Annotated in this window: 22 protein-coding genes and 2 pseudogenes; 12 read left to right on the top strand and 12 right to left on the bottom strand. The window is 63.3% G+C overall.

Annotated elements, in window-relative coordinates; genetic code table 11:
• Window positions 1–18 precede the first annotated feature (18 nt).
• A complete protein-coding gene (locus tag LRP30_RS11065) occupies window positions 19–1,251 on the top strand; it encodes a PLP-dependent aminotransferase family protein (protein ID WP_249760322.1) in 1,233 nt (410 codons plus the stop codon).
• Between the two features lie 17 nt (window positions 1,252–1,268).
• Here the strand turns inward: LRP30_RS11065 and LRP30_RS11060 are convergent, their stop codons facing one another.
• Entirely contained in the window at window positions 1,269–1,541 is a 273-nt protein-coding gene (locus LRP30_RS11060) for a helix-turn-helix domain-containing protein (protein ID WP_128935322.1), read from the bottom strand.
• Window positions 1,542–1,698: 157 nt separating this feature from the next.
• On the opposite strand from LRP30_RS11060, the gene LRP30_RS11055 reads away from it, so the two are divergent.
• Together LRP30_RS11055 and LRP30_RS11050 are read left to right on the top strand one after the other, a co-directional pair.
• Window positions 1,699–2,151: a hypothetical protein gene (locus LRP30_RS11055; RefSeq protein ID WP_249760321.1), complete on the top strand. Its 453-nt coding sequence runs from the start codon at window positions 1,699–1,701 to the stop codon at window positions 2,149–2,151.
• 87 nt (window positions 2,152–2,238) lie between these two features.
• Complete coding sequence (locus LRP30_RS11050; RefSeq protein ID WP_128935323.1) at window positions 2,239–2,466, top strand: hypothetical protein; 228 nt, start codon at window positions 2,239–2,241, stop codon at window positions 2,464–2,466.
• A gap of 66 nt (window positions 2,467–2,532) precedes the next feature.
• Here LRP30_RS11050 and LRP30_RS11045 read toward each other — a convergent pair.
• The 8 genes and pseudogenes from LRP30_RS11045 to LRP30_RS11010 form a co-directional block, all read right to left on the bottom strand.
• Window positions 2,533–3,350: pseudogene (locus LRP30_RS11045) on the bottom strand (aldo/keto reductase).
• 265 nt (window positions 3,351–3,615) lie between these two features.
• A complete protein-coding gene (locus LRP30_RS11040) occupies window positions 3,616–5,190 on the bottom strand; it encodes an alkaline phosphatase D family protein (RefSeq protein ID WP_249760320.1) in 1,575 nt (524 codons plus the stop codon).
• A gap of 113 nt (window positions 5,191–5,303) precedes the next feature.
• Window positions 5,304–5,723 carry a hypothetical protein gene (locus LRP30_RS11035; protein ID WP_249760319.1) on the bottom strand — a complete coding sequence of 140 codons (420 nt, stop codon included), beginning with the start codon at window positions 5,721–5,723 and terminating at the stop codon, window positions 5,304–5,306.
• A gap of 108 nt (window positions 5,724–5,831) precedes the next feature.
• Window positions 5,832–6,833: a nitronate monooxygenase family protein gene (locus LRP30_RS11030; protein WP_249760318.1), complete on the bottom strand. Its 1,002-nt coding sequence runs from the start codon at window positions 6,831–6,833 to the stop codon at window positions 5,832–5,834.
• Window positions 6,834–6,931: 98 nt separating this feature from the next.
• On the bottom strand, window positions 6,932–8,545 hold the full coding sequence (locus LRP30_RS11025; protein ID WP_249760317.1) for a DHA2 family efflux MFS transporter permease subunit: 1,614 nt from the start codon (window positions 8,543–8,545) through the stop codon (window positions 6,932–6,934).
• On the bottom strand, window positions 8,542–9,696 hold the full coding sequence (locus LRP30_RS11020; protein ID WP_249760316.1) for an HlyD family secretion protein: 1,155 nt from the start codon (window positions 9,694–9,696) through the stop codon (window positions 8,542–8,544). Before LRP30_RS11020 ends, LRP30_RS11025 begins: the two co-directional genes overlap by 4 nt.
• Before the next feature lie 192 nt (window positions 9,697–9,888).
• Window positions 9,889–10,050 (bottom strand): hypothetical protein, encoded by a 162-nt coding sequence (locus tag LRP30_RS11015; protein WP_164934628.1) that lies wholly within the window; start codon window positions 10,048–10,050, stop codon window positions 9,889–9,891.
• A 15-nt stretch (window positions 10,051–10,065) separates the two neighbouring features.
• Entirely contained in the window at window positions 10,066–10,440 is a 375-nt protein-coding gene (locus tag LRP30_RS11010; protein WP_128935330.1) for a PRC-barrel domain-containing protein, read from the bottom strand.
• A 143-nt stretch (window positions 10,441–10,583) separates the two neighbouring features.
• Between LRP30_RS11010 and LRP30_RS11005 the strand changes: the two genes are divergently transcribed.
• The 8 genes from LRP30_RS11005 (at window position 10,584) to LRP30_RS10970 (ending at window position 15,172) form a co-directional block, all read left to right on the top strand.
• Window positions 10,584–10,940, top strand: a complete 357-nt coding sequence (locus tag LRP30_RS11005; protein WP_249760315.1) for a thiamine pyrophosphate-binding protein — start codon at window positions 10,584–10,586, stop codon at window positions 10,938–10,940.
• 8 nt (window positions 10,941–10,948) lie between these two features.
• Window positions 10,949–11,176 (top strand): hypothetical protein, encoded by a 228-nt coding sequence (locus LRP30_RS11000; RefSeq protein ID WP_128935332.1) that lies wholly within the window; start codon window positions 10,949–10,951, stop codon window positions 11,174–11,176.
• An 88-nt stretch (window positions 11,177–11,264) separates the two neighbouring features.
• Complete coding sequence (locus tag LRP30_RS10995; protein WP_249760314.1) at window positions 11,265–11,816, top strand: DUF4142 domain-containing protein; 552 nt, start codon at window positions 11,265–11,267, stop codon at window positions 11,814–11,816.
• A gap of 205 nt (window positions 11,817–12,021) precedes the next feature.
• Window positions 12,022–12,912, top strand: a complete 891-nt coding sequence (locus LRP30_RS10990; RefSeq protein ID WP_249760313.1) for an SDR family oxidoreductase — start codon at window positions 12,022–12,024, stop codon at window positions 12,910–12,912.
• A gap of 102 nt (window positions 12,913–13,014) precedes the next feature.
• The gene (locus tag LRP30_RS10985; RefSeq protein WP_249760312.1) at window positions 13,015–13,602 is read left to right on the top strand and encodes a phosphatase PAP2 family protein; all 588 of its coding nucleotides are present in this window, start codon (window positions 13,015–13,017) and stop codon (window positions 13,600–13,602) included.
• A complete protein-coding gene (locus tag LRP30_RS10980; protein WP_249760311.1) occupies window positions 13,599–13,946 on the top strand; it encodes a DUF3147 family protein in 348 nt (115 codons plus the stop codon). The genes LRP30_RS10985 and LRP30_RS10980 overlap by 4 nt, the downstream gene beginning before the upstream one ends.
• Window positions 13,946–14,431, top strand: coding sequence for a DUF3147 family protein (locus tag LRP30_RS10975; protein WP_128939548.1), 486 nt, complete (start codon window positions 13,946–13,948; stop codon window positions 14,429–14,431). Before LRP30_RS10980 ends, LRP30_RS10975 begins: the two co-directional genes overlap by 1 nt.
• 492 nt (window positions 14,432–14,923) lie before the next feature.
• A complete protein-coding gene (locus LRP30_RS10970; protein ID WP_164934626.1) occupies window positions 14,924–15,172 on the top strand; it encodes a hypothetical protein in 249 nt (82 codons plus the stop codon).
• A gap of 142 nt (window positions 15,173–15,314) precedes the next feature.
• Here the strand turns inward: LRP30_RS10970 and LRP30_RS10965 are convergent, their stop codons facing one another.
• Together LRP30_RS10965 and LRP30_RS10960 are read right to left on the bottom strand one after the other, a co-directional pair.
• Complete coding sequence (locus LRP30_RS10965; RefSeq protein WP_128935339.1) at window positions 15,315–15,518, bottom strand: hypothetical protein; 204 nt, start codon at window positions 15,516–15,518, stop codon at window positions 15,315–15,317.
• 324 nt (window positions 15,519–15,842) lie between these two features.
• Window positions 15,843–16,037 (bottom strand): hypothetical protein, encoded by a 195-nt coding sequence (locus tag LRP30_RS10960; protein ID WP_091892476.1) that lies wholly within the window; start codon window positions 16,035–16,037, stop codon window positions 15,843–15,845.
• A gap of 93 nt (window positions 16,038–16,130) precedes the next feature.
• Between LRP30_RS10960 and LRP30_RS10955 the strand changes: the two are divergent.
• Window positions 16,131–16,629: pseudogene (locus LRP30_RS10955) on the top strand (DUF4142 domain-containing protein).
• 3 nt (window positions 16,630–16,632) lie between these two features.
• Here LRP30_RS10955 and LRP30_RS10950 read toward each other — a convergent pair.
• Complete coding sequence (locus LRP30_RS10950; RefSeq protein ID WP_249760310.1) at window positions 16,633–16,926, bottom strand: hypothetical protein; 294 nt, start codon at window positions 16,924–16,926, stop codon at window positions 16,633–16,635.
• Between the last annotated feature and the right edge of the window lie 234 nt (window positions 16,927–17,160).

The following is a 17,160-nucleotide window of genomic DNA, read 5'->3' as shown; positions in this document are numbered from 1 at the left end:
ACAAGACGAGGAACGCCCATGACCTCCAGCTTCGATTTCGCGCCCCTGTTTCCCGCAGGGCTGCCGGCCCCCTCTGCGCGCTGGACGGGCCTTGCCAAATACAGCTTCGTCGGCGGCAACAACGATTCCGAGCAGGTGCCGCTCGAGGGCCTGATCGAGGCGACGAACCTGGCGCTGCAACGCGAGGGCCGCTCGCTTGCCACTTACGGGCTGGCGCACGGTCCCCAGGGTTACCTGCCCTTGCGCGAATTCCTGGTGACAAAGCTCAAGCGCGATGCCGGCATCACGTGCACGGTCGACGATCTCCTGATCGTCTCGGGCTCGCTCCAGGCGCTCGATCTCGTCAACGCCACGCTGCTGACGCGCGGCGATACCGTGATTTTCGAACAGGAGAGCTATCAGGGCGCGCTGACGCGCCTGGCGCGGCTCGGCGTCAATGTGGTGGGCATTCCCCTCGACAAGGACGGCATGCGCATGGACGTGCTGGCTTCCACGCTAGCCGACCTGAAGAGCCGCGGCATCCGGCCGAAATACATCTACACCATCCCGACTGTGCAGAACCCGACCGGCAGCATCATACCGGAGAACCGGCGCACGGAGCTGCTGCGCTTGTCATCGGAATATGGCGTGCCGATCTTCGAGGACGATTGCTATGCCGATCTCGTCTGGTCGGGACAGCGGCCACCTGCGATCCATGCGATGAGCCGAAACGGCGGCGTGATCCATATCGGCTCGTTCTCGAAATCGATCGCGCCGGCACTGCGCGTCGGCTTCGTCGTGGCGCCCTGGGATGTGATGTCGCGGATGCTGGCCCTGAAGACGGATGCCGGCTCCGGCGCGCTGGAGCAGATGGTGCTCGCCACCTATTGCAAGCCGCATTTCTCGACCCACGTGCCGGCCCTGACGAAGGCGCTGCGCACCAAGCTCGATACGCTGATGGAAGCCCTCAACGAGCAGTTCGGGACGGCGGCCGAATTCGAGGAGCCCAAGGGCGGCATCTTCCTGTGGGTGAAGCTGCCCGACCAGGTCGATACGCTCAAGCTCTATCAGGCCGCGCTCGCCGCCGGCGTCTCGATCAATCCGGGGCCGGAATGGTCGACCAACAAGAACCATTCCAGCTCGCGGCTAAGGCTGTGCTTTGCGAGCCCGACGCATCAGCAGATCCGCGAGGGGATCGCCGTGCTGGCCGAGGTCTGCCGCAAGGAATTTGGCGTGCCGGCCCGTAGCGCCAATGTGGAGAAGCGGGCCTGATATTAAGCCGCCTGATATTAAGCCACTTGGGGCTGGCTGCCGTGGATCGCGGAGGCCAGTCGCAGCAACAGGACGATCGAGACGTTGCCCTTGCCGGCCTCGATCTGGGCGATGTACCGCTCGGAAATCCCGGAGCGGCGGGCCAGCTCACGGCGCGACAGGTCGCAGCGCGTGCGCGAGGACCTTAAGCGCTCGCCCAGTTCGGCCAGAAACGCGGTCTCGGAATAAGGCGGCACGGCGCAGCTCCCCGGGAGCACTTCGCCCGCAAAATCCACGACTTGATTCAGCATTGGTCTATCCACGTTCGCCTTCGGGAAGCACATCCTACTCCGGAAACGGCCGGCCTCATTGACGCGGATCAAATTCGCGCGCGATCGGCAGCTGGCGTGGACGGCCGTGCGCGGGATGCTACACTTTGGAATTCTTCGAGGCGGGGCTTGCCAGGACATGACGGGTTGTTTGAGCCGCTGGATCGCGGCTGCGCTGCTGTGGATCGCACTCGCGTCCGCGGCGCGTGCCGAGACGCTTGCGGCGACAGTCGAACAATGGGGCCTGCTCGGCTCTTGGGCGGTCGACTGCGCGGTTCGGCCCGACCGCGACAAGCGCGCGCTCTTGACCTACGAGATCAGGAAGGACGGCCGGGTGATGTACGGGCGCAACTTCGGCGACGCCAGGGACGAGAACGAGGTCGTCTCCGCCACGGTCAATGCCGAGGGCCTGCTCAATGTGATGGTGTTCTTCCCCTCGCTGCATCAGATGCGCGAATTTGGACTCCTCTTGCAGAAGGATGGCAGCCTGCGCGCGATCTACAATCGCTGCGAGCGCGGCGAGTACACGATCAGGGACGGCAAATACGTCGCGACCGGCGCGCCGACACCGGCGCAGCAACGCTGCGATTAACAGCCGTTCAGAATTCTCCCGCAGTTCCTCCGGAACGTTCGCGTGCACGCGCGGTTTAGATGTGCATTCGATTGGAGGAGAGACATCATGAAGAGGCTTGGTTATGTGGTTGCGGCTCTCGGCGCGCTGGTGATCGCGGCGCCGACGCTGGCGAGCGCCGAGACGGTGGTGATCAAACGCGGTCATCATCACGGCCCGTACGGCGCCCGCGCCGAATATCGCATGCACCATGACTACGGCTGGCATCGCGGCTGGCACCATCGCGGCGACAGGGTCGTCGTGATCAAGCGCAGTCACCGCCACCACTGGGACTAACGCGCAACGCAACATGGAGATGGCCCCTCACGGGGCCATCTCTTTGCGTTCGAAAGCACTCGGCGGCTAATCCCACGTCGGCGCGAAGCCGGGATTGACGCAGCGCCTGTCCTTCGGCGCGCGGCGATCTTGTTGCGGTCGGCGTCGTCGAGCGTGATCTTCAGGGCATCGAGGTTGGCCTTTTGGCTCTCGCGCCGCGAGGCCTTTGGAATCGCCGCGACGCCGTTCTGATCGAGCAGCCATTTCAGCGCGACCTGCGCAGCGGTCGCATTGTGCTTGATCCCGATCTCGCTCAGCACCGGATCTGTTGCGAAGCGCCCCTGCGCCAGCGGGCAATAGGCGACGAGCGGGATCGACTTGGCGTTGAGATAGGCCAGCACCTTCGATTGATCGAGCATGGCATGATATTCGATCTGGTTGCAGGCGATCGGCGCCTTGATGTCCTCGACGGCGATCTTGAGCAGCGCCGTCGTAAAGTTCGCAACGCCGATCGCCCGTGTGCGTCCCTCCTCCTTCAGCTTCATCAGGGTCTCGAACACAGCGCCCCAATTGGCGGCTCTCGACGGCCAGTGCACGAGATAGAGGTCGACATGGTCGAGCCTGAGCTTGTTCAGGCTGGCGTCGAAAGCCCGACGGATCGCCTCCGGTGCCAGATTCTCGTGCCAGACTTTTGTGGTGACGTGCAGCTCGCCGCGCGGCAGGCGGGAAGCGGCGATGGCCGAACCGATCGAGTCTTCGTTGGCATACATCTCGGCGGTGTCGATGTGGCGATAGCCGATCGACAGCGCACTCTCGACCGCGGCGCGGCAGACGTCGCCCTGCATGCGGAAGGTGCCGAGGCCGAGCTTGGGCATGCTGATGCCCTGTGTATTCAGATAGTCCATGAAACAGGCTCCTGACGTCATTCATCCCGCCGGACGCGCGGTGACAGACTCTTCGGTGATGGAAAGGAAGTGGTGGGAATAGCGACCATAGCGCGGGCGGCGCCGGGCAGCCAATCAAGATCGGGTTAGCTTTGGGGCGCACGATGCTTCCCCATCGTCATGGCCGGGCTTGACCCGGCCATCCACGCCTTGCCCCGCGGCACAAAGAACGTGGATGCCCGGGACAAGCCCGGGCATGACGATTAGGGCTCAGTGCGGTCGTCCCTCACGAATGCTGCGCCACCACAGCCGGTCGGGCCGGCGGCCGCGGCACGATATCGACCGACCAAAGGTCACGGTTGTCGACGTCCTTCAGGGCCACGGTCATCACGCCGGTCGGGCCGTCGATATCGACCTTGCCGAAGAACTGCAGGCCGAAGCAGGGAGCGAGATTCTCGCCCTGCGCCGCGCTGCAGCCGTTCTGGTACATCGCCACCGGACCAAACGTATTGTCGAGCTCGCCCGGCCCCCAGGTGCCGGCATGCAGCGGGCCGGAGACGAACTCCCAGAACGGATCGAAATCCTGGAATTGCGCCTTGTTCGGATCGTAGTAGTGCGCGGCGGTGTAGTGCATGTCGGCGGTGAGCCAGACGATATTGCGGATTCCAGCGCGCTTGATGAACGCCAGCAGATCGGCAATCTCGTGCTCGCGCCGGTCGGGCGGCCCATTGCCGAGCGCAACGGCGTCGAGGCTGATCAGGCCGATCGGCAAATCGGCCGCGATCACCTTCCAGGTTGCGCGCGAGGCGGCGAGCTCGCGCTTGAGCCAGGCGAGTTGCTCAGCGCCGAGAATCCAGCCGCGATGGTCGTTTCCTTTGTTCCAGGTCTCATCGCGATAGCTGCGCATGTCGATCATGAAGACGTCGAGCAGAGGGCCGTAAGCGATCTTGCGATAGACCCGGCCCCGTTGCGCGCCGTTGTCGCGGATCGGCATGAAGTCGAAGAAGGCGCGGCGGGCGCGCGCGACCATGAGCGGCGTGCCGTCGTCCTCATAACCGGCAGCGTCGTAGCTGCCGGTCGGCGACCAGTCGTTGGTGACCTCGTGATCGTCCCATTGCGCGAACATCGGCACCTCCGCATGGAAGGCGCGGAAGTGTTCGTCGAGGTGGTTGTATTTGTAATTGCCGCGGAATTGCGCCAGCGTGTGCGCGACCGCGGATTTTTCCTCGGTGACGATGTTGCGCCAAATTTCGCCGTTCGGCAGCTTCTGCTCGGAGGGAATGGTGCAGTCGGCGTAGATGTGGTCGCCGGAGTGGATAAAGAAATCCGGGCGGTTGTCGAGCATGGTGCGATAACTGCGATACCCGCCGCGCGAGACATCGATGCCCCAGCCCTGCCCCGCGGTATCGCCGGACCACAGGAACGAGATCGACCGGCCCGCGGCCGGCGCTGTGCGGAAATGGCCGATGCGGCTCTCGCCGGCGATACCGGTCGCAATATCGTCGAAGCGCACGCGATAGAAGATGTCCTGCCCGGGCGGCAGATCGTTCAGCAGCAGCTTTGCAGTGAAGTCGGCATCGGGCAGCGCATCTCGCGAAGCCGACGCAATGATCGTCTTAAAACTCTCGACGGTCGAACACTCCACCTGCATCCGCGCCGGCCGGTCGGCGCGCGCCCAGATCACGGCGGCGCCGTCAGAGACATCGCCGGACTGGATGCCGCTCGTGATCTGCGGACGATCGGCGGCGCGGCTGAGATGCGGCTTTGCGAGCGTCCCAAGCGAGGCGATGGCGAGGCTGGAGGTCGAGCGAACCAAAAATTGCCGCCGGGTCCATGCCCGCGCGGCGCGGAGCGTTGCCATTCAGGAAACCTTCGTCGAATCGCGACGGAAGGTGCCTGCGCTCCTTGACTTCCAGCTTACGGTTTCTTGACTCCGCGCCTACGGTTTTGCGACGCAGTGATGACGCCTATGAGCTAGCGCTTCCAGTTGCAGATGCCGCCGGAGCGGCACGGCCAGGTCTGGATGCGCGTGTCCCTTGCCTGCGCGTCCAGCGGATTGCCGTGACGACGTGAGAGTTTAGTGCGCGCCGCACCGCGCGGCTGGGCGCTCCGGGCATGGCCGACCTTGGGCTCGGCCACGTGCACGCGTTCAGCGGCAACCTTCCTCGGCACGTCGATCGGCTCGGTGCGCGCCTGCGCCTCGTTGCCGCCGCGTGCCTCCAAAGCGACCGGCGCGAATTTCGTCTCCGGACCGAGCCGCTTCGGCGATAGCACAGCCTTGGACAGATCGAGACCGAGATATTCGTCAGGCTTGTAGTCGTCAGCGCGCGCGATGCCCGCCCCTGCGAGCACGAGGGCCACGGCAATTGCAAAGGGAACGCTTTTCAGGACCACGGACGCCTCCTGAAATCGATTATGAAAGGGGCAATTTACCCGTATTTAGGAGGCGTCGCGCGCAATTCCAGCGGCCAATTGCCGCCGTGGTTAAGAAGTTTGGCGATGTCAGGCGACCTTTCGCGTCGTCCCTGTCCCATCCAGGAACCCGATCAGGCGGCTGCGGATGATGGTTTCCGCCTCGCTCATGATGCGGTCGACGAGTTCCTTGCAGGAGGGAATGTCGTGGATGAGGCCTGCGACCATGCCGCAGCTCCAGGCGCCCGCGTCCATCTGACCATCCAGCATGATCCTGGGATAGACACCCGCGACCTGGTCGTGAATGTCGTCGATCGTGAGCTTGGCGCCCTTCTCGCGCTCGATCTCGAGCAGACGGTCGACATTGGCGTTCTTCAGGACGCGCTCGGTATTGCGCAGCGCCCGCATGATCAGGCGGGTGTCGAGCTCGGTGGCGGTGACCAGCGCGTTCTTGACGTTCTGATGCACCGGCGCTTCCTTGGTGGCGATGAAGCGCGTGCCCATGTTCATGCCGGCTGCGCCCAGCGACAACGCCGCGACGAGGCTGCGCCCGTCGGCCATGCCGCCGGAGGCGACGAACGGGATCTTCAATTCTTCCGCAGCGCGCGGCAGCAGGATCATGTTGGGAATGTCGTCCTCGCCGGGATGGCCGCCGCATTCAAACCCGTCGACGCTGACGGCGTCACAGCCGATCCGCTCTGCTTTCAGCGAGTGGCGGACTGAAGTGCACTTATGGATGACCTTGATGCCGGCCGCCTTCAGCGCCGGCATGTATGCTTCCGGGCTGCGGCCCGCGGTCTCAACCGCCTTGATTCCACCTTCGATGATGGCCGCGATGTATTCCGGATAAGGCGGCGCCGAGAAGGTCGGCAGGAAGGTGAGATTCACGCCGAACGGCTTGTCCGTCATGTCGCGGCAGCGCGCGATCTCCTTGGCCAGCAGCTCGGGCGTCTTCTGCGTCAGCCCGGTGATAATGCCAAGCCCGCCGGCATTGGAGACGGCGGCAGCCAGCTCGGCAAAGCCGACGAAATGCATGCCGCCCTGGATGATCGGGTGCTCGATGCCGAACAGTTCGGTGATCGCGGTCTTCACTTAGTTTCTCCTCCCGGAATTTTGCCTGGTGTCAGGTTCAGTCTAGCCGCAGTCTCGTGCCACGGTCACCATTTCTCTCCGGACGGGTGGAGGGCGCGTCAGTGCCCCCGCGCCGGCGCGCTCAAATCGATCGGGCGCAGCACCGCCGCCGTGGGAATCATCAGTACAGCGACGATCGCGAGCATCCAGAACACGTCGATATAGGCGAGCAGATCGATCTGCTGCTGCAAGGTGCGGCCGACCCAGGCGATCGCCTGTGACGCCGCATCGCTCGCATTCGAGCCCTGGGCCTGGAAGTAGCGCGTCATCGCGTCGATGGTCTGCTGGTAGCCGAGATCCGAGGGCGCAGCGTGCTCGATCAGACGGCTCTGATGGAATTGCTGGCGCTGAGCCAGGAGCGTCTGCGCCAGCGCAACCCCCATCGAGCCGCCGATATTGCGCGCGACATTGATTAGGGCGGAGGCCTGGTTGGTCTTCTCGGGTGGCAAGCCGTCATAGGATGCCGTCGTCACCGGAAGGAACAGGAACGGAAGAGCGACCGCGAGATAGATTCGCGCCAGCGCGGCATAGCCGTAGGTGATCTCCCCGGTAAGCCCGGTCAGATGCCACATGGAAAGTGCGGCAGTCGCAGCGCCGAACATGATGAGATATTTGGGCTGCACGATCGTGACTAGTCGCCCCGCCACCGGCATCAACATCATCGTCACGACGCCGCTCGGCGACAGCACCAATCCTGCAAGCATGGCGGTATAGCCCAGCTCCGTCTGCAAAAGCTGCGGCAATAGCTGCGTCGTTGAGATCAGCACCGCGAATGTGCCGAGCATGACCAGGAAGCAGGACCCGAACTGGCGCCTGCCGATCAGGCGGATGTCGACGATCGGATCATCCCGCATCAACTCCCATGGGATCAATGCGAGCAGGCAGAAGGCGGCAAGAAGTGCAAAGAACAGGATCATGTTCGATCCGAACCAATCATTGCGCTGACCTTCGTCAAGCACGAATTCGAGCGCGCCGAGCCCGATCGCGACCAGCAGGAAGCCGATGTAGTCGACGCGCAGGCCTCTGCTCAGCAGCTCCGCCCTCTCCTCTTCCGCGCCCGACGGCTCCTTGACCAGCGTGCCGACCAGGAACAGCGAGATCAGACCCATCGGCACGTTGATCAGGAACACCCAATGCCAGGAATAGGTGTCGGTGATCCAGCCGCCGAGCGTCGGGCCGATCACTGGGGCGACCACGACGGCGACGCCATAGATGGCGAAGGCCTGGCCGCGTTTTTGCGGCGGAAACGAATCGGCAAGGATCGCCTGCTCGCTGGTGGCCATGCCGCCGCCGCCGAGGCCTTGAAGGATGCGAAACAGCACCAGCGACTGCAAACTCCAGGCAGATCCGCACAACAGCGAGGCCACCGAGAAAGTCGCGACGCAGATCATGTAGAAGCGCTTGCGTCCCATCACGGTCGATAGCCAACCCGAGATTGAGAGCACGACGGCATTGGCAACGAGATAGCTGGTGATGACGTAGGTACTCTCGTCGATGCCGACCGCGAGCCCGCCGGCGATGTGGCGCAACGCGACGTTGGCGATGGTGGTGTCGAGCACCTCCATGAAGGTCGCGATCGAGACCACGAAGGCGATCAGATAGGGATTGTGCCCGCCGGCCGCAGAGCGCTCCGGCGACCAGCCGGCGGTCCCGCCCTGCGTAACGTCCGTCATCGCACCCTGGTCCATGGCACGACCGACATGCCGGGACCAACAGGCAGATCGGCCGGCCAGTTGTCGACCACGATCTTCACCGGCACGCGCTGCACCACCTTGACGTAATTGCCGGTGGCGTTCTCCGCCGGCAGCAGGCTGAACGCGGTGCCCGAGCCCGGTTGCACGGAATCGACGTGGCCGGTCAGCTTGCGGCCGGGATAGGCATCGATGCGGAGCTCGACCGGCTGGCCCGGACGCATGTCGTTGAGCTGCGTCTCCTTGTAATTGGCGACGATCCAGACCTCGTCGGGCACGAACATCATCAGGCTCTGGCCGGCGGTGACGAATGTGCCCTTGGCGCCGCTCAGCTTGACGACGCGGCCGGACTGCGCGGCAACGACGCTGGTATATTGCAGGTTCAGCTTGGCCTGATCGAGCTGCGTTTGCGATTGCTCCAGCTGCGCCTTGGCGCCTTCGAGCTGCGCTTGCAGCGATTTGATGCCGAGTTGTGCCGCCGTGACTGCGGTCCTCGCGCGCTCTGTGTTGGCTTGCTGGGCTTGAAGATCGGAACGGGTCTGCTGCTGGCGCTGCACGGTGCCGGCGCCCTTCTCGACCAGATCCTGCGCCCGCGCAAATTCTTCCTGCGAGAACTGAAGCTGGGCTTGCGCCTGCTCGAGCTGAGCCTGGGCCTGCTTGATCTGCTCCTCCTGCGAAACGATCTGCGCCTCGACATTGTCGATGTTCGCCTTGGAGACCGCGACCTGCGCGTTGGCCTGGTCGACCGCGATCCGGTAGTCGCGCTCGTCGATCTTGGCGAGCAAATCTCCTGCATTGACGTGCTGGTTATCCGTGACCGGAACGTCAGTCACGTAGCCACCCACCTTCGAAGCCACGGAAAAGCTGCGCGCGGCGACGAAAGCGTCGTCGGTGGATTCGTAATGGCGGATCTCAAGCCAATAAAGCAAACCGCCGACCAGCGCCGCGATCAGCACAATGGCGCCGCCAGTTGTGAGCAGCCAATGCTCGCGAAGCCGCGCGCGCAACGGCGGCGCCGGCTTGTCCGGCTGGTCTTTGACGTCGCGGGCTTGATCAGGATTCGTGGTCGAAGCTTCCTTCGCCCTCTGCGGCTGCTCCGCGGACGGCCCACGCTCCCGGGTTTGAGCATCCACGCTGAACACCTTTTCTCGGGACTACCGGCCGCGAGCCGATTGAGCCGAGCTCGCGCGCCGGGAGCCCAACCACAGCGCAGAAGCATGGTTCCGTCTTGCTGGAACGCCGCTGCCATTCGTGAACACGGTGCTGCAAAAAAGCGCGGCGCCGGCGTGCCACGCTTCGATGGTCTTACGGGAAAATGCGCACCACTAGTGCGTCTTGGTCTCGTGCCACTTCTCGAGATCGGGCTTTACTTCTTTGTTCGAGACCTGTTCTTTCTCCGGATTGCCCTTCCAGGGCTTGTCCGTCTGTCTGTGCGAGCCCCAGTCGTTCCGATCCCGGGGATCGTCGGTGGGCCGTTCCTTGCTCATCGCATCGTCCTTTTGCTACACGAAGGGGACGCCGTAATAGGCATTGATACCGCGTACAGCAGCGTCATCGCTCCAGTTCCACTCGGTCTTTTCGCCGTATTTTGGAGCGCTTTCCAGATCCTTCGCGGTAATTGCGGTAACATAGCCGCCAAGCTCGGTGTCGTATTTCAGCGACTGCCAGGGCAATGGGTAGTGATCATTGCCGAGGCCGAGAAATCCGCCGAAACCAAGCACTGCGTAAGAGACCTTGCCAGTGATCTTGTCGATCATCACGCGTTCGATTGAACCGATCCTGTTTCGATCGGCCCCGTAGACCGATGTTCCCTCGACCTTGTCGCTCCCGATCAGGCGGCCCATCTCGTTCCGGTCCAGTTCGCCCTGATTCAGCATCGTAATTCTCCACTCAGCCATTTAAGAATCAACCGCGAGGGGTCAGCGATCGTTCCGGCGCGTGTTCCGCAAGCGCCAGGGAACATCGCCGTAGACAACAGGTTCTGAGGCTAACTGGGTTCGAACCTGGAGAGCCACGCGCAATGTCTCAGACCGTCTCCGACTTCATCGTTCGGCGCCTGCATCAATGGGGCGTGCGCCACATCTTCGGTTATCCCGGAGACGGCATCAACGGCGTGTTCGGCGCGATGAGCCGGGCCGAAGGCAAGATGAGTTTCGTGCAGGCGCGGCACGAGGAGATGGCGGCGCTGGCGAGCGATATGCCTGTCGTGCTGGAAGTGAAAACCGATCCCGAGGTGCCGCCGCTGCCGCCGCACATCACCTTGCAGCAGGCGAAGAACTTCTCGCTCGCTCTGATGAAGGGCGATCCGAACGAGAGCGGGATGATCAAGGGAGCTGCGCGGCAGGTGCTCGAATCGATTCTGCCCGGAAAGCAATGAGGTGAACCATGAGTGACTTCCGCGACATTCAGCACGGCGTCAACGACCCCGTCGACGGCGTCGACGTGAAGTGGCGTTTCAACGACAACCGGACGCCGCATGAGCGGGCACAGCGTCATGCCGACGTGCGTGCCGACGCCACCGCCGCACCGGCCGAGGCGTTTCTGCCCGAGCGGCTTCGACGCAAGCCGACCGATCCCATCAATCCGCGCACGGGGCGCAATCCCACGGACTAGTCCGCTAGGAACCTCGGCCCTTGCGGCGTGTTGATCGGCGCAACATGGCGCGGCAAGTGGCTGCGCAACCAATTAGAGGGATCGGACTATGAAACGAACCATTGTCGCCGTTGCTTGCGTGCTTGTTGCAGGCCCCGCATTGGCCCAATCGCTGGGCGAGAAGACCGGCGTCAATTCGGCGCTCGGCGTCGCGCCAACGACCGCCGACTTCGTCAAGGAGGTCGCCATCAGCGACATGTTCGAGATCGAGTCGAGCAAGCTCGCCGAGCAGAAGGGCAATGCGCAGGAGAAATCCTTCGCCCAGCAGATGGTGACCGATCACACCAAGACCAGCGGCGAGCTGAAGGGACTGGTTGGCAACGGCAAGGTCCAGGCGACGCTGCCGACGGCGCTCGACAGCTCGCACCAAAGCAAGCTCGACAAGCTCAAGAGCGCAACCGGTAAGGACTTCAGCTCGGACTACAATTCCTACCAGGTCAGCGCCCATCAGGACGCCGTCTCCCTGTTCGACCGCTATGCCAAGGGCGGCGATAATGCCGCACTGAAGGATTGGGCCGGCAAGACGCTGCCGGCGCTCAAGCACCATCTCGACATGGCCAAGGAGCTCGGTAAGGCGCCGAGCGTCGGTCAGTCCAAGTAGGTCTCGACCGGGGACGCCGACTCTGCCGGCGTCCTCCTCGTCTCAGCAACGATGCCCTTCTCCGCACGTTGGATCACAGAATCGCGGAGATCCTCATGGCGCAGCAAGACAAGACCTCGATATCCCGCCGGCACGTCGTCCACGCCGCGAGCCAACGTTCGCGGCGGCTTCGCTGGCCGCCTCGACGGCTAAAGGAGATACGTCCATGGCTGAGCACGACCTGATCAATCCCGTCAGCCGCTATCCGAAGCCGCCGTTCAAGAAGCAGGCGCAGCCCTGGCCGGGCCTTGCCGGCAAGATGGAGCCGCGGCCGGATCATGGCGAGACCAGCTACAAGGGCTCCGGCCGGCTCGCCGGCCGCAAGGCATTGATCACCGGCGGCGATTCCGGCATGGGCCGCGCTGCCGCGATCGCTTATGCGCGCGAAGGCGCCGATGTCGCCATCAACTATCTTCCGGCGGAAGAGCCCGATGCGCAGGAAGTGATCGCGCTGATCAGGAAGGAAGGACGCACCGGGCTCGCGATCCCCGGCGATCTCAAGGACGAGGCCTTCTGCAAGCAGCTGGTCGAGCAGGCCGTGCAAGGCCTCGGTGGGCTCGATATCATCGTCAACAACGCAGCGCGGCAGCAGACGCGCGCCTCCATCCTCGACGTCTCGTCGGAGGACTTCGACGCCACCATGAAAACGAACGTCTACGCGCCGTTCTGGATCATCAAGGCAGCGTTGCCGCATCTCAAGCCGGGCTCCTGCATCATCGGCACGACCTCCGAGCAGGCTTACGATCCCTCGCCGGATCTCTATGATTATGCGCAGACCAAGGCGGCGACGATGAACTATGTGAAGTCACTGGCCAAGCAGCTCGCCTCCAAGGGCATCCGCGTCAATGGCGTCGCGCCCGGACCGATTTGGACGCCGCTCCAGGTCTCCGGCGGCGCCACGATGGAGAAGCTGGAAAAGTTCGGCGGCATGACACCGCTCGGTCGTCCCGGCCAGCCGGTCGAATTGGCCTCGATCTACGTGCAGCTTGCCGCGGCTGACGCAAGCTATGCAACCGGGCAAGTGTATGGCTCCGCCGGCGGAGCCGGACAGCCATAGTCGCGGCGCGGCGGGCTGATACCACGCGATTGAAACTGAGGAACCTTCTTTGTCTCCGAGTTTTACAAAACTGACAATGGAGGACTTCTCGCCGGCGGACCGATGGCGCTCGTAGCAATCAAACCCACCCGGATCGACGCGGCGATCGCGAACGAGATCGCGCACAACACCACTTCGGGACTCGAGCATGTCGCCCAGACATTGACCTGGGGTGCCGACGAGCATGTGCTCGTCGCGCTCGCCACGGCAGGATGGCTCTACACCCGGCTACAGCAACCGCAGAAGCGTCGCATCGCCGATCACTTGCTGATGGTATCGCTGGCGACGGCCGTGCTGCCGCATGCTCTGAAATCCTTGTTTGATCAGACGAGGCCGGACCGTCTGACGGTTAGCGGCCACCGGCGCGGGATTCCCTATTCGGGGCGCCCGCGGGATGCGTTTCCCTCAGGTCACGCCGTGCACATGGGCGCCCTCGCCTCGGCCGCCGGCCTGTTGCCGCCGGTCCCGCGCCGCTTGGTGCGCTGCCTTGCCGTGGCCTTGTCGTTGACGCGCGTCGTGGTGCTTGCACATTGGGCCAGCGACGTGGTGGCGGGCTTCACCCTTGGCATCGTCGTCGAGCGATTATTCAGGCCGTTCACGCTGGCAAAGTCACGGCAGCAGCGGCCTCCAGCCTCGCGGGGATGGCCATGACGGAATATCTCGTGCGCTTCGTCGCCGGCGGTCTGATCGTCTCCGCGTTCGCGATCGTCGGCGACATGCTGCGGCCGAAGAGCTTTGCCGGGCTTCTCGGTGCGGCGCCGTCGGTCGCACTCGCCACGCTTGGCATCGCCGTCGTTCAGCATGGGCCGCAATATGCCGCGGCCGAGAGCTGGACCATGATCTATGGCGCGGTCGCCCTCGGCTGCTACAGCCTCGCCGTCTGCCACCTCCTGATGCGATTTCGTCTCGCCACGCTGCCGGCCACCATCCTCGCATTTGCGGTTTGGCTCGTGGTCGCCTTCGGCTTGCTAGCCGGGTTCGGAGGCGCCGCCTGATGCTGGTCAAGCTGTCATCATCCGCGCTGAAGCAGACGCATTGGTATGAATACGCGGTGCGCTTCGTGCTGGGCGGCCTCGCGACGGTAGCGGCAGGCCTGATCGGCAGCCATTTTGGCGTCGCGATCGGCGGCCTCTTTCTCGCGCTTCCCGCCGTCTTCTGCGCCAGCGCGACGCTGATCGAGCGCCATGAACGCCGCGCCAAGGAAAAAGCCGGCCTCAGCGGGCGAAGACGCGGGCAGCAGGCTGCAGCGTTGGACGCGGCGGGCGCCGGCCTCGGAAGTATCGGCCTCGCAGCGTTCGCAGCGGTCTTCTACGTCGTGGTGTCGGCGAGCATCACCGAAGCATTCGCCGCCGCCATCCTGGCCTGGGCCATGGTGTCCGTGTCGGCGTGGTGGTTGAGGCGGAAGCTTCGCGTCACCTCGGGCCGCCGGCAGCCCGAACACGGGACGCGATCAGCGAGAGGCTGGAGTTTCTTGCCGTAGCATCAGGAAATCGTACATCTCGGCGGCAGTCTGGAGCTGTTCGAGGCGCGCAACAAGGCAATCTCGTTGCTGCCCGTCCGGTAGCTTCGCCATCTCGTGCTCGAGCCGCAGCCTCTGCGCCTCGAGCCGTTGCTCAAATGTGTGTGGCTCAGAGCGTCTTCGCATTTTCCGTCCTCGGTGGCTGCAGGCCCGGGCTGTTCGCCCAGCGCTCCACCTCCTCGATCACCTTCTGATGGCTGGGGCGCACGGGCTTCGATGCTTCTGCCTCTTCGGAAAGCTTGCGGGGCAATTGCGGGGCAACCTGACGTCGTCTGTCATCGCCTCTCTCCCTTCGCAGGGGAAATGCGCCAGCGCACGACTGGTTTCAATATTAACTTATTGATTTTATTTGCTATTCTTACTCATTTGGTGATTATTTCGATTCTTGTGGAACTCCCGCCAAATTCGTCGATTGAGTAAAATACTCAACTTGCTCAATTTGCGTGTTCGACCATGAATGACCTTCGCGCCGAGCGCCTTCAGGTTATGCTCTCGCTAGAAGAATTGGCCGCCATCGATGATTTCCGATTCAAACACCGCATGCCGACACGGGCGGCAGCTGTCCGCGAACTCCTCAAGTTCGGGCTCGCCGCCGTGGGCGTCGATGCGGCAGCCGGCGTGAAGTCGAGCAGCTTCGGCGTATTTGGCCGCGGACCTGACGGACATACTCAGGGCGATCCCGACGGCGGGACCGAGAACTAAGCCATAGGACGCTCCACAAACAAACGACCCTGGCACGGGGGTGCCAGGGCCGTCCTTGGAGATTGCTTCCGGCGCACCGGGGGCATGACAACCGGAAGCAATCCGTCGACTCTTCGCGCGGGAATTCGTTCCTCGTAAAGCGCTAACCCGTAGCGTCGCTCGAACCGTCCGGCATCGCGCCGGAGCCTGGCGTCTTACTATCATCGCTCAGCTTGGGATCGCGTGTCGCCTCCCGCGACGGCGAACCTTTAGGATCCGTCTTGTGCACGGACTGCGCACGCCGCTTATCGCGCGGCTGCTCCTCCGCCCGCTTGTCCTTGACGATGCCGTGATCGGAATGGGCCATGATCTGCTCTCGCCTCTCCTGATGTTTCGGAGCGGTTACGCGCTGGCACGTCGATTGTTCCGGGCGAGAGCACCCCGACGCTAGCTGTGTGCCGCGTGGACCGCAGCCGATGCATTTTCCAGATGCACCTGCCGTACCGTCGTTACCGTCGCGAAGGCGACCGAAACGCCAAAAGCGAGAATCAGTGAAAGAAGAGCCAGACGTGGAGTCATTGCGAAACCTCCTTCTGGAATCGAAAATCAACGCGATCGACTGTTCACGGATGATCCTGGATTGGTCTCTTGCATTCCGTGCGCGGTCTCACACACGGCTTCACGAGGACGACTATCTGTCCTGTTTTTGAGGGATATGGATCGTCACGGGCGGGATTTCTCCATCGAGCCAATCCTGTTCCGTCGCAAGCGCCGTCCAGGCGTCCGCCATGCGCGAATAGCGCCTGTAAGCGGGTTTCCCTTCCGCGCGCTCGGCGAGCTGAAGACAGTTGTCGGCGTTGTCTCTGAAAATGTCAGACTGTTTCATGCGAAAGACGTGGGGACGGAACTCTCGGGTCGCAATGCCCTTACCGGATCGTAACGTTCGGGGAACTTTGCACGTCATCCGTCATTGATACCGATGCGAGTTCTCGTCGCCATAGTCCTGGTGTTCATCAGCACCGCGGCCCCTGCCGACAGCACTGGCGAGCGAAACCTTGGCGACCGCATGCCGAGCGCAACCGACGTCATCGGCGGCCTCTACGCCTTCAGCCGCTTCCAACAAGGTCTGCTGGAGAGTACCGACCTGAAGGGCAAACCTTGCTGCGCTGCGGGCTGAAGAAGCAGCCAAGCGCGACAAGGCGCTGAAACAGATTCAAGAGACGATCGGTGCTGAGCCCCGCGTCAACAAGGCGGCGTCGGCAAGCGCGAGCCTCGTCGAACCCGAAATTTCGGACGGACCGACTTACGTCAGAAGCTTTTATGCCTCGCAGATTCCCGAATACGAAGCGGTTATCAACTTGCTTGAACGCTACCTGAAGGCGCCCGACAATGCTGCGCTTGCAGCGTTCGCGCGCGAGCAGCTTCCGATGCTGCGGGCACAGGTCAAGGCTGCCGAGCGCACCATGGCGGACAAGTAGCCTTTACTTGTCATTCGGATGATACTGCTGACTCTGCGGCCGCACGGTCCGGTCGCTCTCAGGCATTCTGTCCCGGCCTGCATCGCCATTGTCATCCTTGCCGCCCGAGGTCGAGGTGCCGCTGCCGCTCGGGTTCGATCGGGTCGCCGTTCCCGTGGTGGACGGATCCGCGCGAGGCGTGGCCGAGCTCGCGGCGGGATCGCCGGTCACGGCCCCCCGGCCACTGGGCGCCCCGCCCTGCGCGAAGGCCGATCCGGCAAGCAACACGACCACGATCGCAGCCAATCCAGCTTTCATCTGCGCTCTCCCTGACTTTGCGGGCTAACCGCAGGGCTCCTGCTGCGTTCCGCGAGGAGTGGTCCGCGAGGCACCGACCAATGGGGGCCGCCGAGGCCAAATTCTTTGGAACTTGCGTGGAACTAGTCCGATTATTTGCGGTTAGTACAACCGGGCTGAGCAAAGCAGGTTCCATTTCCCTGCGCCGCAACCTTGGCGCTTGATTTCGAATTTGGCTGACGCTCTATTTTGACC

The organism is Bradyrhizobium sp. C-145, assembly GCF_023375135.1.
Taxonomy (GTDB): Bacteria; Pseudomonadota; Alphaproteobacteria; order Rhizobiales; family Xanthobacteraceae; genus Bradyrhizobium; species Bradyrhizobium zhanjiangense.
Note: the sequence above shows the minus strand (reverse complement) of the source record. Positions and strands in the feature narration are given on the sequence as shown.